Origin of the sequence: Stenotrophomonas tumulicola (assembly GCF_014117215.1) — a bacterium.
Taxonomy (GTDB): domain Bacteria; phylum Pseudomonadota; class Gammaproteobacteria; order Xanthomonadales; family Xanthomonadaceae; genus Stenotrophomonas; species Stenotrophomonas tumulicola.
Genome location: NZ_JACGXS010000004.1, coordinates 25495 through 42962, shown reverse-complemented (window position 1 = coordinate 42962; position 17468 = coordinate 25495). Strand labels below are relative to the sequence as shown.

Below are 17468 nucleotides of genomic sequence, written 5' to 3'. Positions count from 1 at the left end.
CGGTGATACAGGACAGCCCGGGACCATAGCCGCTGCAGCCTGGGTGGGCAACGGCCGATGGTTGGGGTGACCGCACCGGTAGAGCCGGGCATGGCCCGGTGGCTCTACGTTGGGTTGTTCCGCCTGCTGGGGGAGGCCGCGCTTCGCGCTCGCCGGGCATGGCCCGGCCTACCGATCCCCTATTTTTCCCGGCGCCAATTCAACGAGCCGCGGTTTTCCACCGTGCTCGATTCCACTTCCACGTCGAAACCACGGCTGAGCAGGTATTTCAGCGTCAGCACCGAGCCGCTGCCGATCAGCGAAACGCCATAGCCAACGTACAGCTTGGGCGAAATGTACTTGCCCACGCCGATCACCGAACCGCCCAGCGCGCGCGATTGGCTGACCCCGGCATCATCCAGGCCCAGCTTGGCGCCCAACTGCGAAGCGATCAGGCCACTGCCAGCCGACAATGCCGCCGAGGCCGCCGTGACCTGCTGGGTCTGGTCGCTGGTAGCGCCGGTCAGGCTGCGGCCCAGCACCAGGTAGCCCAGTGCCTCGGACTGCGACATCGAAGGATCCGACCATACATCGGCGCGTGGCTGCTGCGCGCGGCCTGTCACGTCGATGCCGGCGGTGACATCGCCAATCTTGCGCTCGGCGCGGATGTTGATGCGCGGGTCGGATACCGGATTGTAGTTCCAGGTCAGCTGGCCACGGCTGATGGTCAGGTCCTGGCCGTACGCCTTGTAGCGGCCACTCACTTCCAGCCCGCCATTGGCGGTCATCTCGCGGCCAGGCTTCGCCCAGATCTGCATCTTGCCCGTGAGCGCGCCCTTCAGGCCGAAGCCGGCCATCTTGACCTTGTCGCCCAGGCTGACGGTCAGGTCCATGTCCAGTGGCGAGGTGGGTTCCTCCTCCGGATCCACCGGGTCCAGCACCACCACGTCCTCGGACACCGAGGTGCCGCGATCCAGCCGCTCCAGGTCGATATCCGCTTCCGGTACATGCACGCTGCCGCGCAGCTGCATCGCCGTGCCGGCGAGGGTGAAATCCAGGTTCGGGTTGGCAACCACGCGCAGTTCGCTGGTATTGGCCAGCAGCACGTTTTCACCGTGGATGTTCAACTGCAACGGCTGCGCGTCACCGAACCACGACAACCCCCCATCCACATACAGCGTGCCCTGCCCCGAATTCGCCTGTGCGGCGATCTTCGCCGAGCCATCGGGCTGGGCCACGAAGCTGCCCTTGCCCTGTTCGAAGTTGAGGCCAAGCGCGGGGAATTCACCCGTGAAATCGCTCAGCCTCGCCTCGCCACCCAGCGACGGCTGTCCACGTGTCCCGCGCAGGCTGACATGGCCCTCGATCAGGCCGGTGGGGCGCACGATATCCGGGGAAAACAGCTCCAGCCAATACAACCGCGCCATGTTGAGGTACAGCTCGCCGTTCAACGGTGCGTTGGCATCCCAGCCGGTCTGCACCCGGGCGTTGACGAATCCGTTGCCCTGGAAGCCCATGCCGAGGAATCCATCGATCTGGGCAGGCGTCATGTCCAGCTTGGCCGAGAACTGGTCGTAACGGAGCAGCTCTCCGCGCGCGTTGTCGCCCAGGCGGATGCCGCCCTCCGCCGAACGTACCTCGGCATGCCCTTCCCAGGCGTTGCCGCGAGGACGGACCTGCGCATCCAGCGTCAACTCTCCGCGCAGGTACATGCGCCGCCCGGAGTTTGGCGGCAGCCACGGCTGCACCAGTGCCAGCGGCAGCGCATCGCCACGCAGCGTCACCCCTTCGCGTGGCCAGTCCGCGCTGGCGCACAGGCCACCGCCGGTGGCGGCGCCCAGGCAGGTGTCGGTCAGGCTGAAGTTGGCGCCATTGATGTTGAAGGTAGACGGTGCGCGCAGGCTCCAGGGATCGCCCTTGACCGGCGCTATGCGCAAGGCTGACAGCTCGCCGCGCCACTGCTCCCCCTGTTGGCGCACGCTGCCCTGCAGGTCGACGGCACCCATCTCGTTATGCGTCTGTGCCGCCAGCCGCAGGTCGCTGATGCTGCCTTGGGCATCCACGTTCAAACGCTCCAGCAGCATGCCGACATTGACCTGGCTGCCCTGCAGCGCCAGCGTGCCATTGTCGCCGCGCCACGGCAGGCGGCCCTTGAGGCTGATCGACCCGGCACTCCAGTCATCCCAGTGCAGGGTGCTGCCGCTGAGGTCGGCGCTGATGTCCGGCGCATCGCGCGTGCCCTTCACCTGTACCTGTCCGCGCAGGCCGCCTTCGGCTCCCGGCAACAGGTCACTCAGTTGCAGCGGCTCAAACCGTGCATCGATGTCCAGGCGGTCGCCGACCTTGCCAGAGGCCGTGACCCGGCTGGCACCCAGGGCCAGTTCCAGCTGCCCTTCGCCCTGCTCGCCCTGCAACGCGAACCGGCCCTGCGCGGAAAGCACGCGCTGGCGCAGCGTGCCCTTCAGCGACGGCAGGTCCAGGGTGGCTTCGAGGGGACCGCTGCTTCCTGCCGGCGCACTGGCCGGCGCGTCCAGTTGGCGGCCGGCCGAAGCGAAATTGCCGGTCAGCTTGCCATCCCAGCCCGGCACGAAGTAACCCGGATCGAAGCCAGCCAATGTCGCCTTCGCGTCCCATTGCAACTGCGGCGCCCAGGCAACCTGCCCTTCGACGCCCAGCGTGCCGCCCGGCGTACGTGCCTGCAGCTGGCGGATCTGCGCGGCGTTTTCATTGCCGCGGACGTCGAACTGCAGCGCGGCCTGCTGGCCTTCGCGCTCGATGTCCGCACGGCCGATCGCGGCCCACGCCTGCAGCGTACCGGCCAGGCCCATCCGCGCTTCCTTCAGGGTAACCGGCACCGGCGCGCTGCCGGCCGTGCCCGGGTCTTCGGCCGGCGTCCAGGCCAGGTCTTGGGCGAAGATGGAGAAATTGAGCTTCTGGTTGTCCTGTTCGCGGAAATCGGCAGTGCCGGTCAACCGCGCTTCACCGCCGAAGGCCTTGACCACCAGCGGGGAAACCGTGAGCACCTGGTCTTCCAGCTTCACCTTGGAAGGCGCCAGTTCCACCACCTGTTCGCCCGTCTGCAGGTGGCCCTGCAGGTCGGCGCTGCCGCCCTTGCCGCGCGCGGTGAAGTCCAGGGTCAGGGGCTCGATCGTGGAATCGGCAAGCGCCGGGCCCAGCAGCGCCAGTTCCAGCGCATCGCTGCGCACGCTGGCATTCCAGGTGGGATCAGTGCGGCCATCGAACACCAGCGTGGCGCGCAATGGCTTGGGCGCGCGGCCCGCTACCGCCACTTCCATATGGCCCAGGTCGCCACGAGCCACCAGTCCCAGGCTGGCAGGGGTGCGCCCGCGCGGGGCCGGCAGGATCGCGGTGAGCGTCACATCGGTCGTGTAATCATTGGCCGGCACGTACTGGCCATCGACATGGAAATTACCCATGTCGCTGTTCACCGCCAGTTGATGGGCCTTGAACTCGCCATTGGCGATCTCGACGCCACCACGGATGCGTGCGATGTCGATCATCGGTTCGCCGCCGCTGGTGATGCGCAGGCCATCGACCGTGATGGTATCGGCCTGGATGGCCAGCGGCATTTCAATCTGTGGCAGCGAGTCGGGCCATGACGGCAACTCGAACGGTTCATCGCTCTTGGCCAGGTTCAGGCTGGCATTGCTCAGCTCCAGCGCATCCAGCCGCAGCTTGCGTCCCAGCAGCGGACGCAGGTCCGGGTCCAGGTAGGCGCGTTCGGCGGTGAAGTGAATATCGTCGTATCGGAAATCGACGTTGCGCAGGGTCAGCGGGCCGGCCAGCGGGCCGTCAACTTCGCTCCAGGTCAGGCTGGCACCCACCGGCAGCCGGGCCACCACCTGGGCCAGCAATACGTCGCGTCCGGCCACCGTCTGCAGCAGCCAGTACACCAGCAACAGGCCCAGCAACACCAGGCCCAGCATGCCCGCGCCGGACCAGGCCCAGAAGCGGCGCCGGCGATAGAAGCGCACGCGCGGTGGCGGATTGTTCGGCGGCGGCGTCGGCGTACTCACAGGTCGGCTCCGATGTTCAGGTAGATCTCGAACTGCGAGTCGGGATCATTGAGGCCATGCGCGATGTCGATCCGCACCGGGCCGACCGGCGACTTCCAGCGCACGCCAAAGCCGACGCCGGTATGCAGGTCGATGGTGTTGTCGAACGCACTGCCGGTGTCGACGAATACCGCAGCGCCCCACGGACCGCCGCCAAAATAATGCTCGTACTCGGCCGAGCCGACCACGAGATTCTTCGCGCCAAGCGCGAACTTGTCCGGCGCCGGCGTGCGCGGTCCCACTTCGCGATAGGCATAACCACGGATGCTGCGATCACCACCAGCGAAATAGCGCAGGCTGGGCGGCATCGCCACCAGGTCGCTGGTCCACGTCGTGCCCCCTTCGCCACGCAGGATCAGGCGGTTGCTTTCGCCGACGGGCACATACCAGCGCAGCGCCAGATTGGCCTGCACGAAGCTGGTATCCGAGCCGGCGCCCTCGATGCCGCCGCGCAGCGTCGCGCTGCCACTGACACCGCTGCGCGGGAACAGCCGATCATCCACGTTCACGTAGTCGCCGACGATCTGCGGATAGACCAGCGTGGAATACTGGTACACCGCATTGGTGAACTCGTTTCCGGACGCATAGCCCCAGCGCTCGCGCAAGGCGTTGATCGAGGCGATGGCGGTCCAGTGCTCGTTGATCTGGCCACTGCGGCTGGCGATCAGCTTCAGGTTGCGCAGATCGATGTAGTCGGTCTGCTCGTCATAGGCGCTTGCCGCGAACGTATACCAGCCATCAAGCCAACGGAAGGCGGGAATACGGTAACTGGTGATAAGGCTTTTTCGCTTCTGGGCGTAGTCCAGCTGCGTGTTCATCTTGTGGCCGCGGTTGTTGAGCCAGCGCCGCTCCAGGCCACCGCGTACACCGGCACCGCTCTCACTGCCGTAACTCAAGCCGTAGGTATAGATGCTGCGCTTGGACCGCGTCAGGTTCACCTCGACCGGCACGTCACCGTTGTCGTCAGCCTGGTCGGGCCGGGGCTGGATGTCGATGACGCTGAAATAGTCCAGCTTGGTCAACGATTCCCGCAACCGGTCCAACTTGCCTTCGTGGTAGTAGCTGCCTTCGTCCCAATACACCAAGGGATCGAACAGCTTGTCGACGAAGTAGTCCTGGTTGAAGGTGATCGGCCCCATGTTGTAGCGGCGGCCGCTATCCCAGGTGAGGTCGATGTCGGCGGCATTCTCCGCGCGGGTCACCTGCACCTGGTGCTGGGTGTAGTCGGCATCGAAGTAGCCGCGCTCGGACAGGCGCCGGGTCACCCTGATCTTGCTGGCTTCGTAGGTGGTGTGGTCGAACGGCTGGCCCGTGCCCGGCCTGAACGCTTTCAGGTCTTCCTGCAGGTAGCGGTCATATATCGCCGGACCGGTGATGTCGACGTGCTCCTTGCGGACACGAACCGGCTCTCCTTTCACGACATTGATGACCACGCGCAGGGTTTCGCCTTCGCGTGGGGCCTCCACGTCGATGGTGGGGTTGTAGAACCCGAATGGTTCCAGTGCCTCGCGGGCCTGCCGTTCCGCCTGCGACAGCAGGTACTCCAGGCGCGACTCGCCCTGGACCTTCCCGATCGCGTCATACAAGGTCAGCGAGGACTCGATGTTCTCGATGATTTCGGCGTCATCGTCCTTGTCGAGCCCTTTGATATCAACCTTTTCGATGGTGCCACGCGCATGTGCGGCGAAGCTCGCGAGCAGGGTCAGGCCCAGCAGGGCGATGGCGGAAGTCTTTGGCAGCATGCGCGCAGCATAGCCGGACTGGTTCTGATGCGGAATGAAGAAGCGCGCCGTGCATGCCATCGAACATGCACAAACCATCGCCGGATACACCGCTGGAGGCCATGCCAACCTTCCGGTCAGGGATCCATCGTCAGCGGCGGGATGCCATTGGTTTCCTCGTCACCGAAGAAGATCATCTCCTTGAACAACTGCTGCGCCCAGGCCGACGCGGGAGTGAGGACGACGTCCTCCTCCTCGCCGTCCCCGGTTTCCGGCACCCATCCGGCGGACTGCATCCGCTCCTGCAGGCTGACCCGCCCATCCGGGCGCTCAGGTATGGGGGCTGGCTTCAGGGCCATGGCGCCAGTGATGCTGTTCATGGGTTCTCCTTGGTTCGCTGGAGACCGGCCACCTGTGCGGCACGGTCGAAGTCACGCTGGAATTGCTCGCGGTAGGTGTCGGCCAGCCTGCTGATGGTCCGTTGCAGGCGGTTCATTTCTTCCGTCAATGTGGCCTGCAGGCCATCACCCAGCGCGCTGGAAACGTCCAGCTCGAAGGCCAGGTCGCCCACTTCCAGCAACAGGTGCTGGCGGTCGGCTTGTCGGATGTCCAGCCCTTGAAGGCCAGCCTGCGCCTGCAGCGCCTGCAGCAACGCGTGCCCGGTGCGCGGCACGTGCAGCACGACCGACTCGCCCCCCTGCAGGCGCTCCGCGCAGGCGGCCTGCACCTGCGGGACAGCCACCGACGGCAAGTTGCCCATGGCGGACAGCGCCTGTTCCATGCGCGCGGCAAGGGTCTGGCGCAAGCCGGCCTGTTCCCCGACGATGGCGGTGAAGAGCGGCAACAGCGAGGCCAGCGCCTGCCGCATGCCATCGCAATAGCCATCGGCGGCAGCCGCCGCGCGCAGCGCGTTCGACTCCTGTCGGGCCCACTCACGCTCGGCCTGGCCCTGTTTGCGGGCGAAGGACACCACCCGCTCCGCATCACAGGCGCGGGACAGGCAGGAGGCCTGGACGATGCCGCCGACGGCGAAATCAAGCAGCGTTTCGGGATAGCTGTGCAGCATGGTGCCAGGCACTCCAGAAGCAGGTCAGGTCGAATGTGGCGGCGGGTTGCGAGGGGGCCGCGTGGCCGGGAAGGCCATCGAACCACAGGGCCGCGCGCACTGCCATCCAGTCCGGTACGCGGCCCTGCAGGCCGCCGCACAGGTAGCTGCCGCCCCAGGCCAGCAGGTCCTCATGCCGGGAGATATCGATGCCATCGCGACTTTCGGCGAAGCCCAGGCGAAGGAAGCCGTGCACCTGCGGCGCTTGCGCCAGGAACAGCCGCGAGCCCATCAGGCGCCGCCGCTGCTTGGCACAGGCCAGCAGGTAGGCGACCCGCGGCAGGCGCGACCAGTCAGCGAGCAAGCGTTCCACCATGCCGTGTTGTGGGGGCGTGGGGGCCGTGTAGGCAGGCAGGCCATGGCGCTCCGCCAGCCATCGGTTCAATGCCCCGCGCTGCGTCGGTGCGAGGCGATCCACCCTCCCCTGCCATGGCCGATAGTAGGCCACCGGATCGTGCAGCACACGCAGCACGTCAATCCGTGGTGGCATGGCGATCACCGTGCGAAGCGCGTCGGAAGCGGTGGCCGATGAAGGCTCTCGCGGCACCGGCCCGGCGGAGGAGCGCCCAGCCCAGTCCTCCCAGCAGGACCAGCAGGAGCACCGGTCCCAACCAGCGCCGCCCCGTTGCGCCGGCGGTGCCGGCATCGGTAACGGACAGTGAGCGCGCCGCTGCGGCGGGCGTCAGCACCACCGAGACATTGTCGTAGGACACGTCCACGAATGCGTTGCGGAGCAGGCGCTTCACCCGCTGCAGCAGCACTTCCTCATCAACACCCTGGCCATGTGCCAGCACCGCGGCCACATGCATGGCCGGCGGTCGTCGTTGTTGCAGGCTGCCGGCGACCGGGCCGGCATCGTAGCTGACGTGGACGCGCGCGGACTGCACGCCGTCCAGCGTGGCCAGGGTTTCTTCCAGACGCTGTTCGATGGCCGACAGCAGGCGCGCGCGTTCACCCAGGGGCGTACTGACCATCGCATCGGACGGGAACTGCGTTGAGATCTGCGTACGTGGCTGCGATGGCAGCTGTTGCTGGGCGATCAGATCGATGGCATCGGCCAGGTCATCCGACGCTACGCGGACAACGAAGCCGTCCTTGCCCTGCAGCCGTTTCTGCGCGTCGATGTTATGCCGCAACAGCACGGATACCACTTCGTTGGCCTGGCGCTCGTCCAGCGCCTGCAGCAGTTCGGTGCGGGTACAGCCGGCCAGCACCAGCAGGGCCAGCAGCCCCAATGCCCTTGTCGATCGATCGAATGCACGCATCACTCAGCTCTTCACCAGTGTTTCGATGCCCTTGGTGGCATGGCTGACCAGGGCGGAGCTGAGCGCGATCTGCTTGGTGTACGCCTCCTGGCGTTGCTGCAGCTCGAACAGGCGCTGCGGATCGGCAGCGACGCCAGGATCATTGGCGGTGGCGAGGATGTCGTCACGCTCGCGGCCGGCCCAGAGATAACCTTCGGCCAAGGCCGCATTGAAGCGGTCCGACATGGAAACCAGGCCGTCGCTGCCGACGACAGCCTGCGTCATTGAAGACGTAATGGATGTGATGTTGTTCACTGCAGGGCTCCAGATGGGGAAAGTGCCCCTGCATTGCAGGGGCGGACAACTGGACTCATGCCAGGTTGCGGATGACCGTCTTGCTCTGGTCAGCAAGGCTCTTGGTGGAGTTGGACTGCAACATCCGGTACATGTTGTATTCGGACAGCGCGCTCTGGTAATGACCCAGCTTTTCCGGGTCGCTCGGATTCTGCCGCAACGCTTCGAAGGCATCGGCCATCTTCTGCTTGAGGTCGTTCACGCCCTGGTCGAAACCTCGGCTGTGTTCGGACATCCAGCCTTTCCATGACCCGGCACTACCACCTGCGCCAGGGTCGCCCCAGCCAGGCCCCGGACCGGGGAGGGGGATAGGTAGAATCGTGGCTTGTGTCATGTGGATTTCCTCTATGTGTCGGGGAGGCATCGCCTCAGGGGGAGGCGCCGGCGTCGGTTCCCGCAGCGCGCGAGTATTGCCAGCGCCCATTGCCCACCGAGAGCAGTTGTCCCGGCGAGTATTGATAGGACCTGCCCTGCAGCAGGTCGTCCCACAGCTGCAGCTGGATGCTGATGCGGTGCCGGCCCCAGTGCCGGTGGAATTCACTGGCCGTGCGTGCCATCGCGTTCAAACCGGCATCGTCGAGGAATACATCGTTGACGATGCTCACGCGCTGGCCGCGTGGCTCGGCGCGGCTGCTGATACCCAGCCGGCGCAACTGTGCCTGTGCCAGGGCCGTCAGGGCCTGGTCGCTGATGGCCGATATTTCCAGCTGCGGCGCGTAAGGGGTCTGGCCGGACAGTATCTGTTGCACCCGTTTGCGGCGTTCGCTGGTTGCGACCCCGGCCAGCACGATCTGCGGCTGGCGCGGCGGCTGCAGGCGCACCACGACCACGTTCTGGCCGGCATCGATGAGCAGGCGTTCCAGCCGCGTGGCTTCGACATAGCGCACCAGATAGATATCGTCACCCCGCTGCAGGCGCCGGCTGGCCCGTTCGCCCCACGCCTTGCCGGCCGCATCGTCGACAAAGACATACAGACGATTGTCTTCACCAGCCACTACCTGGTACTCGCCAGGTGCGTCGCGCAACACGGCGGCCAGTCCACGCACACGGGCATCGGGCTGGAAGTTCCAATACATCCACCCCGCCGCCAACGCGATGCAGGCCAGTACCGCCAGGCCCAGCAGAAGGCGGGGGCGCTGCACGGGCAGGCCGGGCACTGCCGCCACGCGGATGGGACCGGACGTCTCTCCATGTTCCGGCGAGGCAGGTGGCAGGATGAAGCTGACCACCTCGGCACTCCACGCATCATCGCGCTGGCGCACGGCAAAATGCACCCCGGCGGACTGCATCACCTGCTGCAGCTCCAGCGCACGGTAATGCCACGCCGTGTCCGCACCAGTGCGTTCACCGAGACGCAGTCCTGCCGTGGTGGCATCGGCGTCCACCCTCACCAGGAAGGCGGCCGGTGGCAGCTCTTCGGGCAGGTAGTAGACGTTCTCGGTAGCGCCGAATACCTGCGACGCAACGCCGTCGATCAGCTCGCGGTGCGGACCGACATGGAAGACGGTATCGCCATCGCCCAGCGCGTATTCAACGCCCGCCAGGGTTCCGGAAAGAATTTTCAGCAGATACGACATGGAAAGAGATCAGGCGACCGGAGGGACCGGCAACATTGCCGCTGCCAAGGATGATGTAGTCACTCCACTCAACCGCCCATAAGCAAAATTGCAATGTCACTGTCGGATTTCATCTGCGACCGCAATAAGCCGCTCAGCGCCCGTACCCCTGGCGCACGCGCGCCACGTAGTCCTGCGTCTCCGGGTAAGGTGGAATGCGGTTGCCGTGCCGCCGCACCGCACCTTCCCCCGCGTTGTAGGCGGCCAGGACCAGGTCAAGATCGTTGTTGAAGCTATGCATCAGCCAGGCGATATAGGCGGCGCCGGCACGCAGGTTCTGCAACGGATCACGACGGTCACGTACACCGAAGCGGCGGGCGGTGGCCGGCATCAGCTGCATCAGCCCTACCGCGCCGGCAGATGAGATCGCCGTCGGATCGTAGCCGGATTCCTGCTGGATGATGGCGTCCAGCAGCGCCATTTCGATACCGGATTCGGAACTGACCTGCCGTACCAGGTGCCGGAGCTCCATGGCCCGCGACACGTTGCCGGCGTTCCGCTGTGGAGGGGCTGCTGCAGGTAGCGCGCGGAGGGGATCGAAGGGGGCAGAACCAGCCAGCGCATGCTCGGCCACGACCAGTCTCCCTTCGCTGGACAGGGCTGCATGGAAGCGGGCATGGGCGGGCGGACACAGCAACAGCGCCGCCAACAACAGCGGCGGCTTGGCAAGGTTGAACATGGTCAGGAAACCTCTGTGGCCAGGAAGCCACTAGCAAATGGTCGCCGGCGATCGCCGATGGTCCGCGTTGGCCACCGGCATGCAGGTCAGCGATATTGCAGGTTCAGCGATCGCCGGCAGCGACCGGCGGAATGTCAGGGAGGACGCGGCCAGGCTGGCACTGCGTCACCGCCGCCTCCAGCTCGGCGACCGTCTGCACCGTCGCCAGCTCAGCGGCATCCAGGGTCACGCCGTGGCTGTCTTCGATATCGATCAGCAGTTCCGCCATTTCCATCGAATCCAGGTGCAGGTCCTCGCGCAGACGACTCTGCGCGAGGACATCATCGATGAAGCGGTCACAACGGATGGCGATCAACCAGCGCAGGGGCAGTGCAACAGGGGACTTCGGCGTACTCATGAAGGCACGAGGGCATGGTCGATCATGCGCCTGCCCTGCTGCTGCCCGTAAACGTCCCGGCGTTGCGCAACGAACGCATCTTCGCCACCTTGACAGCCTCTTGGGCGAGCACCCCCAGTAGGGCGATGGGGTCCAGGGCTGGCGTGGACGACGACGATGCACCCGGGCCGACATCGTCATCGCGCGACGGATCATTACTGGACGATCGCCGTAGCGTGGTCGAGAGGACTGGCGACGAGAGCTGGCCCGGCGTGACGCGCGGATGGCTCAGATCAGGGGGCGGCGGTACGCTGGACACCAGCGGATCCCTGGCGCCATTCCACGTACCATTCGACGCCCGGATTTCCGGCCTGGCAGCGCCGCTCCTTGGGGCCTGGAGCGTCTGCCGGCCACCTGCCATGAGCGTTGTCAGGGGCGAGGGCATGCGCCGCATGGGCGACGATGACGAGGTCGCCGATCTGATCAGTGTCTGCCCGGGGGCATAGGGCAACCCACGATGATTCAGATTCCTGATCGATGTCAGCTGGGGCCCAACGCGCACGAAAGGCGCGTGCTGGGGGTTATATCCTTCGCGCAGCGTGCCTGCGACGATCTGGATACGGCTGTCGTTGATCACGTCGGCGCCGTGCGCGATCCGCACGTCCTGACGCGGCACGCCTTGCTCGCTGCTCCCGTTTATCGTGAAACGATCACGACTCCCCGGTCGCAGCACCGTCATCATGCCGGCGTTCGGCGGGATGTTGACCGCGTGCCTGAAATGTCGGGTCGTCCGCACCGTGCCATTCGACGATTCTTCGGTGTTGACATGATCGCGCTGCTGCGTCCTGTCCTGACGCAGAGCAAGGTCAGGGGTGGACATCCGACTCTCGGAGTTGCTGTCGCTAATCATGGTCGCCCTTAAGTTTCCCTGCAATGCGTCCGGTTCCATGGGATCAGTGCCAATCTCGCCAGTCTCGCGCCTATGGGTGCCAACACTCCTGTCGCGCACGTCATCCTGGCCGCTACGCGTCTCGAAGACCTGCGTGCTCTGGTCCACCGTCGTTCGGGCCCTGGCCACCGATGGCGTCCCCGTTTCCGCAGCAGTGCTGATGACCGGACTGACGGTGTTGACCGGACTGAAGGTGTTGGTCGGACTGAAGACCAGCGGAGGGTAAGGCGATCCCGTGAAGACAGGGAACGGCGGCAGCGCCGAAGTGCCCTTCGGCGTATCGGCCGACGGGGTACTCGCTGCCGGTTCGTCCAGCAGGTAGGGAAGCTTCTCCGCCTCGCGCAACAGAGCCGCCAAGCCATTGCCGTAACGACGCATGTTGCCCTGCTGGATCGCGAACGCCTCCGGGTTCAGGCAGCGGGTCAACTTCGGCAACAGGGTAGTGGCGCACTCGCCCGGGTACTTGCGCGACAGCACTTCAAGCAGCCCCGGGGCCAGGTCGGCCTGCAACTGGCGAGTCAGTTCCTGCGGGCCGATTTTCGCCAGCAGGGCTTCCAGTGCCCGTTCCAGCTTCTGCAGCAGCCTGAACGCAGCGCTGTCCCAGTTCGGGCAGGTGCCCTCGAAAGTGTCCTTCGCTGCATCGAGGTAATCCGTCAGTCGCTGCCGCAGCGTGGCGACTTCATCGGGATGGTCCTGCGCACCCGGCAGGGCCAGGGCCCGGCAGCTATCCATCACCGCCTGCCCATCCCGGCCACGTTCGTGGCGCAGGACCGCGGCGACCGCGTCTTGCCTGCCCAGCTCGCCCAGCTTGAGCTGCGTGGAATGCGCACGGGCATGCAGGGACGCGTCAATCTCGTTCCTGCTGAAGATATCGGTCGGCACAAGCGGTCGACCATTGGATCCGCGGGCCACGGCCTGCGCCTGGATGCCGTCCTGACGCTGCAGGATGGGCGCCAGCAGCGGATCGGTGGGATCAGCCTGCCAGTGCACTGCGGTGGGTGAGCCTTGGGTGGCAGCTGGCGACCCGCTGCCGTCCCCACCGGGCGGCCAGGCAACGGCGCCAGGCCATTGTCCATTGGTCAGGCCTTTCAGTCCGTCGGCGAACGGGGTCGCCATGAACGGAAAGGCCGGTGGACTGAACTGCATGAAAGAAGAGGGAACGGGTTGGGTGGTGCCTATGGTCATCATTGCCTCATGGAGTGTCGGGGTGGCGGTCTGCGCACGGCGCTCAGGTCATGTTCTGCACGATCTGGCGATCGGCCTGGCTGAGCTCATCGATGGTGGCGCTGAGCGCCTTCAGCACGGTGTTCCACCACTGGATCTGGTGCTGGTGCTTGTCGGGAAGCACGCGATTGAGGTGGTTGAAACGCTCCATCAGGCTGTCCTTGGCGGCGATGATCGCGTTGTACCTGGCGGGGTTCATCTTGATGTCTGCTTCTACCCACTCAAAATACGGTGGATCCGGGATTGGACGAAGAATTGGTGCCCCCGCAGGAAACACGTCAACGAGATCGCGGATCAGTTGTGGATCAAGAGCGAGCTCCCATTTGCCGTTGCCGTCCTGCTTGACCAGCAGGCCATCGACGCCCAGCTCCTTCAGGAACTCCTTTGCCTCTTCTTCGCTGTCGAACGCCCCGCCCAGGCCTGGCCCGGTCGCTATCTCGTCGGCGAGCTCACGTAGCGCCTTGCGCAACTCGAAGAAGTTGACGGTCAGGTTGCCGTCCTTGTCGTGCCCTTTGATGGCGTCTTTCAGCTTGGTCATGACCTCAGTGAGTTTGTCGAAGACGCTCACATAATTGGACAGCACTTCGTTGAAGCGCTGCAGCCAGACGCTGTTGAGCCGGGCCAGCAAGGCCAGCACCTCCTCGAAGAACTCATGATGGCTGTCCCAGTCCGACGGGGCCTGTGCTGCATCGCGCTGCTCCTCCAGCGCGCCGGTCGCGACCTGGCCAAGCAGCGGGCCCTCCAGCAGATCCTCGCAGGCATCTGCTTCAGGTCCTCCAGCAGCGGCACCCTGTGCAAGCGCCCGGTGCAGCGAAGCCAGGGCCCCGGCACGATGCGGCGGAGTGTCCGAGGCGGCAGCGCCCCGCAACCCGGACAGCGCGACGTCCAGGGCCTTCCTGCGTCCGAAGGCCTCGTCGGCCAGCAACAGTTGCAGTTCGCTGCCCGCCCCGCTTTTGACGGGGATGGCTGGATCACGCTGCAGGCGCTGGCGGATATGCCGGATGGCCTCGCTTTCGCGTTCGTATGTGATCGCGGGACCTGCCAGTGAAACGTGACGCGGCTCGTCGGCGGTATCGCTCGACATGGGCCTGCCAGGTGCAAAGGAAGCGGCAGGCAACAGCTGGACACTGGAGCGTTCGATGATGGTCATATGAGTTCCCGGTTGCTGTGCATGGATCAGATCTTTCGGATCATCTCGGCCAGGGTGTCGACGTTCTCCTGCACCATCGCTTCGAACTTGCGCAGCGAATCCTTGCGCACTTCATCGTCGGCCACCTGCTGTTCGTTGTTCGCGCGCGAGGTCGACTTGAAGGTGTCGGAATTGTTGCGTTCGATCTCCTGCTGGCGGGTCTGGTCGGCTGCCTTGACGTCGTACTCGGCATTGGCAATCTGTGCCGTGCTCTGCGACATCTGGCTGATGGCATAGCCGCCCTGCTGCATGACACCGTTCTGGGTCATGTTGATCGTGTGCTCGGTATGGGCCTTCATCGCCTGGTTGTGAAGGCTGCTGTCGCCAGCGGCAGCCCGCTGTGCGTCCGTAGCCGACCGACCTGCAGGCGCAGCCGCCGCATCCCGTGCGTTCGCCACCCGCACCTGCTCTGCCTGGCTTTGCGCCGCGTTCGCGGTTTTTTCGTTGGTGCGGATGCTCTTCACGTTCTTGGCGGCGGCGTACGCGCCCAGGCCCACGCCTGCGGCCCCCACCGTTGCCGCCACGGCCAGGCCGACGATGGCGCCGGTGCGCCGCTCTTCGGCAGCACCGATCATGCGCTGGCCCATCTCCTGGACGGACTTGTCGGCGAAGGTGACCATGGCCGCGCCCTGCTCGCGCTGGCTGGCAGCAAGCTTCAGCAACATGGTGACCATCAACAGGATGTAGGCGAAGCGCGGATCGGACTTGAAGCCCTGCAGCAACGCTGCATCGCTCATCTTCGACATGCCGTCCACTTCGTTCTCCAGCGCCGGTGCCTGCCGAAGCAGCCCCTTGGCCGCCAGGAGCTCATCGCGGGTCGGCAGCGCAAGACGTTCACCGCCGGGCAGCGTGGCCGACAGAGCGTGCTCGCCGTCCCAGCCCTGCAAGGAAGGATGGTGGCTGGCCGCATAGGCCTGTGCACGAAGATCGGCCAGGGCACGTACCTCGGCACCATCGGGATTGTCGTGCTGCATCTGGTGGATGGCCGGCAGCAGCGGCATCACCACGGCAGACAGCGCACCCGCTGCCGGGGCGGCCAGATCAGGGCGCGCCTTTGCACCGGTTGCGGTTCGGCGCCCGCCGTCTTCGCGCACCAGATGGTCGGCAGCGCGGGCGGCCTGTGCGGCATCCTGGCGTTCGAGCGAGCCGCCCGCCAGGGCGGGTAGTTCCTTGCGGAGGTATTGAATGTTGGCTTGCGAGGTGGTGTTGATCTGCAGCATGGGGAATTCCTTTTAACGGTTCGTGGAAGGGGTCAGGCGATATCTCAGGCGGTGCGCATGTGCGAAATCACCTGGCGCGTGGTGGCAGCGTCTTCGGCGAGCACCTGGCCCATCTGCTTCATCAGGTCCAGCGCGCCCCTGTCCAGGCTGGCCACTGCTTCACGCAGCTTGTCCAGCATCTCGCGCAGCACCTCGCTGCCGAATACGCTTTCCTCGATGGCGGCCAGGAGTTTCTGCATGTCGATCTGGATGTTCGCCACGATCAACTGGCCAACGCCCAAGGTGACCATCCCGGCCATGCCCGCGACCTGGGCGGCAACCTGCATGACCTCGCTGGCCTGCCTGGCCAGCAGGGCGACGCTACCCAGGCCGTTCGTCGCAGCGGAGATATTGCCGGCAGCGATCGAGGCAGCAATGATCGCTACCATGATCACGATGGTGGCGGCGATGTTGCCGATCATGCGCGCCGTCGACTCGTCCACGCCGAACGCCACCAGGGCCTTGGAGATCAGGCCACCGATCACTTCGGTCAGCTTGCCCATTACCGAGAAGCCAGTGGCCAGCTGCACCATGTAATCGACGCTGAGGGCAAGCCCCAGCACACCGCCGGCGATGAGTATCGGATTGACCGTGAGTACGCCTATCGCCAGCACCACCGCGCTGGCGACGGTGGCCACCGCGGCCTTGATCCAGCCGAGTATCTTGCCGGCGCAGCCGGTCTTTTTTTCGGCATCGCGTGCCCGCTGCTGCTCTTCCTCGAACTTGCGTGCACGTTCCAGGTTGTCGGCCTGGCGCGCGCGCAGCTGCTCCATCAGTGCTTCGCTTTCGTTCTTCAGCTTGTCCAGCGAGAAGTCCGACATGATCCTGCTGAGCACGGCAATCAGGGTCTGCAACCGGGCGCTGGCGCTGATGTCCTCACGCGTGTCCACACGCAGTTGCGGCTGACTGCCGTTGAAGACATCCGCCTCGCGGCGCTGCTGGTCCACGCGTTGCAGCGCTGCATCCAGCTGATGGGCAGCATCGACCAGCTTGGCAGCCGCCTGTTCAAGCCGGCCTTCGGCCGCCCTGACCTGCTGGCGGGCCGCAGCCAGTTCGACCAGCTTGGCTGCCCGCGCCGGGTCGTCCGGGTCCATGGCGTCCAGTTCCGCCTGCACACGGGCCGCTTCATCGCGCGCCGCCTCGGCCGACGCCTGCGCGCTTTCCGCTTCACCGGTGGCGCCGCGCAAGGCCGCTTCGGCGGCGTCCGCATCGGCCAGGGCCGCCTGCAGGGCCGCCGCCAGGCGCTCGCCCTGGCTGGCGCGCATGGCCTGCTGGGCACGGAAGCCGGCCAGCCGCTGCAGCATTTTTTCCAACCCCCCTTCACTGGCCGTCCGCATCAGTTGACCGGCCGAGATGATCAACATCGCTTCAGGCGTCAACTGGCGCGCGGAACCCTCCAGGCCCGGCCTCAAGGCAGCCGGATCGGGCTGGCGAAGCGCAACCCGTTCTCCACCACGTTGGGCTTCGGCAGTGCTACCAGGCGCTGCGGCATGGGAAGCCAGCGCCGCGGCGACCTTGGCCTCCAGTCTGGCAATCGCGTCCATCGACAGAACCTGGCCAAAGCCGGCCGCCTGATGGACGGTGGACTCGCGGCCGTTGCTTCTCAGGGCCAGGGGAATGGAGGCGGACGGAATACTGACACTGGGCATGGCTGAACTTCCTAGCTGGAACGTGGGTTGATGCGATGGCCGCAGTAT

General features: G+C 65.6%; 15 protein-coding genes. All 15 read right to left on the bottom strand.

Features of this window, described 5'->3' with window-relative positions; all coding sequences use genetic code 11:
* Positions 1–179 precede the first annotated feature (179 nt).
* Positions 180–4016, bottom strand: a complete 3837-nt coding sequence (locus H4O11_RS09700; RefSeq protein ID WP_182339219.1) for a translocation/assembly module TamB domain-containing protein — start codon at positions 4014–4016, stop codon at positions 180–182.
* Positions 4013–5797 (bottom strand): autotransporter assembly complex protein TamA, encoded by a 1785-nt coding sequence (locus H4O11_RS09695; protein ID WP_182339218.1) that lies wholly within the window; start codon positions 5795–5797, stop codon positions 4013–4015. The genes H4O11_RS09700 and H4O11_RS09695 overlap by 4 nt, the downstream gene beginning before the upstream one ends.
* 116 nt (positions 5798–5913) lie before the next feature.
* Positions 5914–6156 carry a hypothetical protein gene (locus H4O11_RS09690; RefSeq protein WP_182339217.1) on the bottom strand — a complete coding sequence of 81 codons (243 nt, stop codon included), beginning with the start codon at positions 6154–6156 and terminating at the stop codon, positions 5914–5916.
* Positions 6153–6842 carry a hypothetical protein gene (locus tag H4O11_RS09685; RefSeq protein WP_182339216.1) on the bottom strand — a complete coding sequence of 230 codons (690 nt, stop codon included), beginning with the start codon at positions 6840–6842 and terminating at the stop codon, positions 6153–6155. Before H4O11_RS09685 ends, H4O11_RS09690 begins: the two co-directional genes overlap by 4 nt.
* Positions 6811–7371 carry a hypothetical protein gene (locus tag H4O11_RS09680; protein WP_182339215.1) on the bottom strand — a complete coding sequence of 187 codons (561 nt, stop codon included), beginning with the start codon at positions 7369–7371 and terminating at the stop codon, positions 6811–6813. Before H4O11_RS09680 ends, H4O11_RS09685 begins: the two co-directional genes overlap by 32 nt.
* Positions 7355–8146 carry a type III secretion system inner membrane ring lipoprotein SctJ gene (gene sctJ, locus H4O11_RS09675; protein ID WP_182339214.1) on the bottom strand — a complete coding sequence of 264 codons (792 nt, stop codon included), beginning with the start codon at positions 8144–8146 and terminating at the stop codon, positions 7355–7357. The genes H4O11_RS09680 and sctJ overlap by 17 nt, the downstream gene beginning before the upstream one ends.
* Before the next feature lie 3 nt (positions 8147–8149).
* Positions 8150–8440, bottom strand: coding sequence for a type III secretion system inner rod subunit SctI (sctI, locus tag H4O11_RS09670; RefSeq protein ID WP_182339213.1), 291 nt, complete (start codon positions 8438–8440; stop codon positions 8150–8152).
* Positions 8441–8495: 55 nt separating this feature from the next.
* A complete protein-coding gene (gene sctF / locus H4O11_RS09665; RefSeq protein ID WP_246333407.1) occupies positions 8496–8714 on the bottom strand; it encodes a type III secretion system needle filament subunit SctF in 219 nt (72 codons plus the stop codon).
* Positions 8715–8847: 133 nt separating this feature from the next.
* Complete coding sequence (locus H4O11_RS09660) at positions 8848–10056, bottom strand: PrgH/EprH family type III secretion apparatus protein (protein WP_182339211.1); 1209 nt, start codon at positions 10054–10056, stop codon at positions 8848–8850.
* Between the two features lie 133 nt (positions 10057–10189).
* A complete protein-coding gene (locus H4O11_RS19560) occupies positions 10190–10774 on the bottom strand; it encodes a lytic transglycosylase domain-containing protein (RefSeq protein WP_182339210.1) in 585 nt (194 codons plus the stop codon).
* Positions 10775–10877: 103 nt separating this feature from the next.
* A complete protein-coding gene (locus H4O11_RS09650) occupies positions 10878–11171 on the bottom strand; it encodes an acyl carrier protein (protein ID WP_182339209.1) in 294 nt (97 codons plus the stop codon).
* A 22-nt stretch (positions 11172–11193) separates the two neighbouring features.
* Positions 11194–13284, bottom strand: coding sequence for a hypothetical protein (locus H4O11_RS09645; protein ID WP_182339208.1), 2091 nt, complete (start codon positions 13282–13284; stop codon positions 11194–11196).
* 43 nt (positions 13285–13327) lie between these two features.
* The gene (locus H4O11_RS09640) at positions 13328–14407 is read right to left on the bottom strand and encodes a hypothetical protein (RefSeq protein ID WP_182339207.1); all 1080 of its coding nucleotides are present in this window, start codon (positions 14405–14407) and stop codon (positions 13328–13330) included.
* Between the two features lie 92 nt (positions 14408–14499).
* Positions 14500–15732, bottom strand: coding sequence for a hypothetical protein (locus H4O11_RS09635; protein WP_182339206.1), 1233 nt, complete (start codon positions 15730–15732; stop codon positions 14500–14502).
* 44 nt (positions 15733–15776) lie between these two features.
* Positions 15777–17420 (bottom strand): type III secretion system translocon subunit SseC family protein, encoded by a 1644-nt coding sequence (gene sctE / locus H4O11_RS09630; RefSeq protein WP_182339205.1) that lies wholly within the window; start codon positions 17418–17420, stop codon positions 15777–15779.
* Between the last annotated feature and the right edge of the window lie 48 nt (positions 17421–17468).

Excerpts from the sequence above, each read along its gene's own strand:
- H4O11_RS09660 (WP_182339211.1), bottom strand. The coding sequence starts at position 10,056 with ATGTCGTATCTGCTGAAAATTCTTTCCGGAACCCTGGCGGGCGTTGAA.
- sctJ (WP_182339214.1), bottom strand. The coding sequence starts at position 8,146 with ATGCGTGCATTCGATCGATCGACAAGGGCATTGGGGCTGCTGGCCCTG.
- H4O11_RS19560 (WP_182339210.1), bottom strand. The coding sequence starts at position 10,774 with ATGTTCAACCTTGCCAAGCCGCCGCTGTTGTTGGCGGCGCTGTTGCTG.
- H4O11_RS09680 (WP_182339215.1), bottom strand. The coding sequence starts at position 7,371 with ATGCCACCACGGATTGACGTGCTGCGTGTGCTGCACGATCCGGTGGCC.
- H4O11_RS09640 (WP_182339207.1), bottom strand. The coding sequence starts at position 14,407 with ATGTCGAGCGATACCGCCGACGAGCCGCGTCACGTTTCACTGGCAGGT.
- H4O11_RS09635 (WP_182339206.1), bottom strand. The coding sequence starts at position 15,732 with ATGCTGCAGATCAACACCACCTCGCAAGCCAACATTCAATACCTCCGC.
- H4O11_RS09695 (WP_182339218.1), bottom strand. The coding sequence starts at position 5,797 with ATGCTGCCAAAGACTTCCGCCATCGCCCTGCTGGGCCTGACCCTGCTC.
- H4O11_RS09685 (WP_182339216.1), bottom strand. The coding sequence starts at position 6,842 with ATGCTGCACAGCTATCCCGAAACGCTGCTTGATTTCGCCGTCGGCGGC.
- H4O11_RS09650 (WP_182339209.1), bottom strand. The coding sequence starts at position 11,171 with ATGAGTACGCCGAAGTCCCCTGTTGCACTGCCCCTGCGCTGGTTGATC.
- H4O11_RS09645 (WP_182339208.1), bottom strand. The coding sequence starts at position 13,284 with ATGACCATAGGCACCACCCAACCCGTTCCCTCTTCTTTCATGCAGTTC.
- sctE (WP_182339205.1), bottom strand. The coding sequence starts at position 17,420 with ATGCCCAGTGTCAGTATTCCGTCCGCCTCCATTCCCCTGGCCCTGAGA.
- sctF (WP_246333407.1), bottom strand. The coding sequence starts at position 8,714 with ATGTCCGAACACAGCCGAGGTTTCGACCAGGGCGTGAACGACCTCAAG.
- H4O11_RS09690 (WP_182339217.1), bottom strand. The coding sequence starts at position 6,156 with ATGAACAGCATCACTGGCGCCATGGCCCTGAAGCCAGCCCCCATACCT.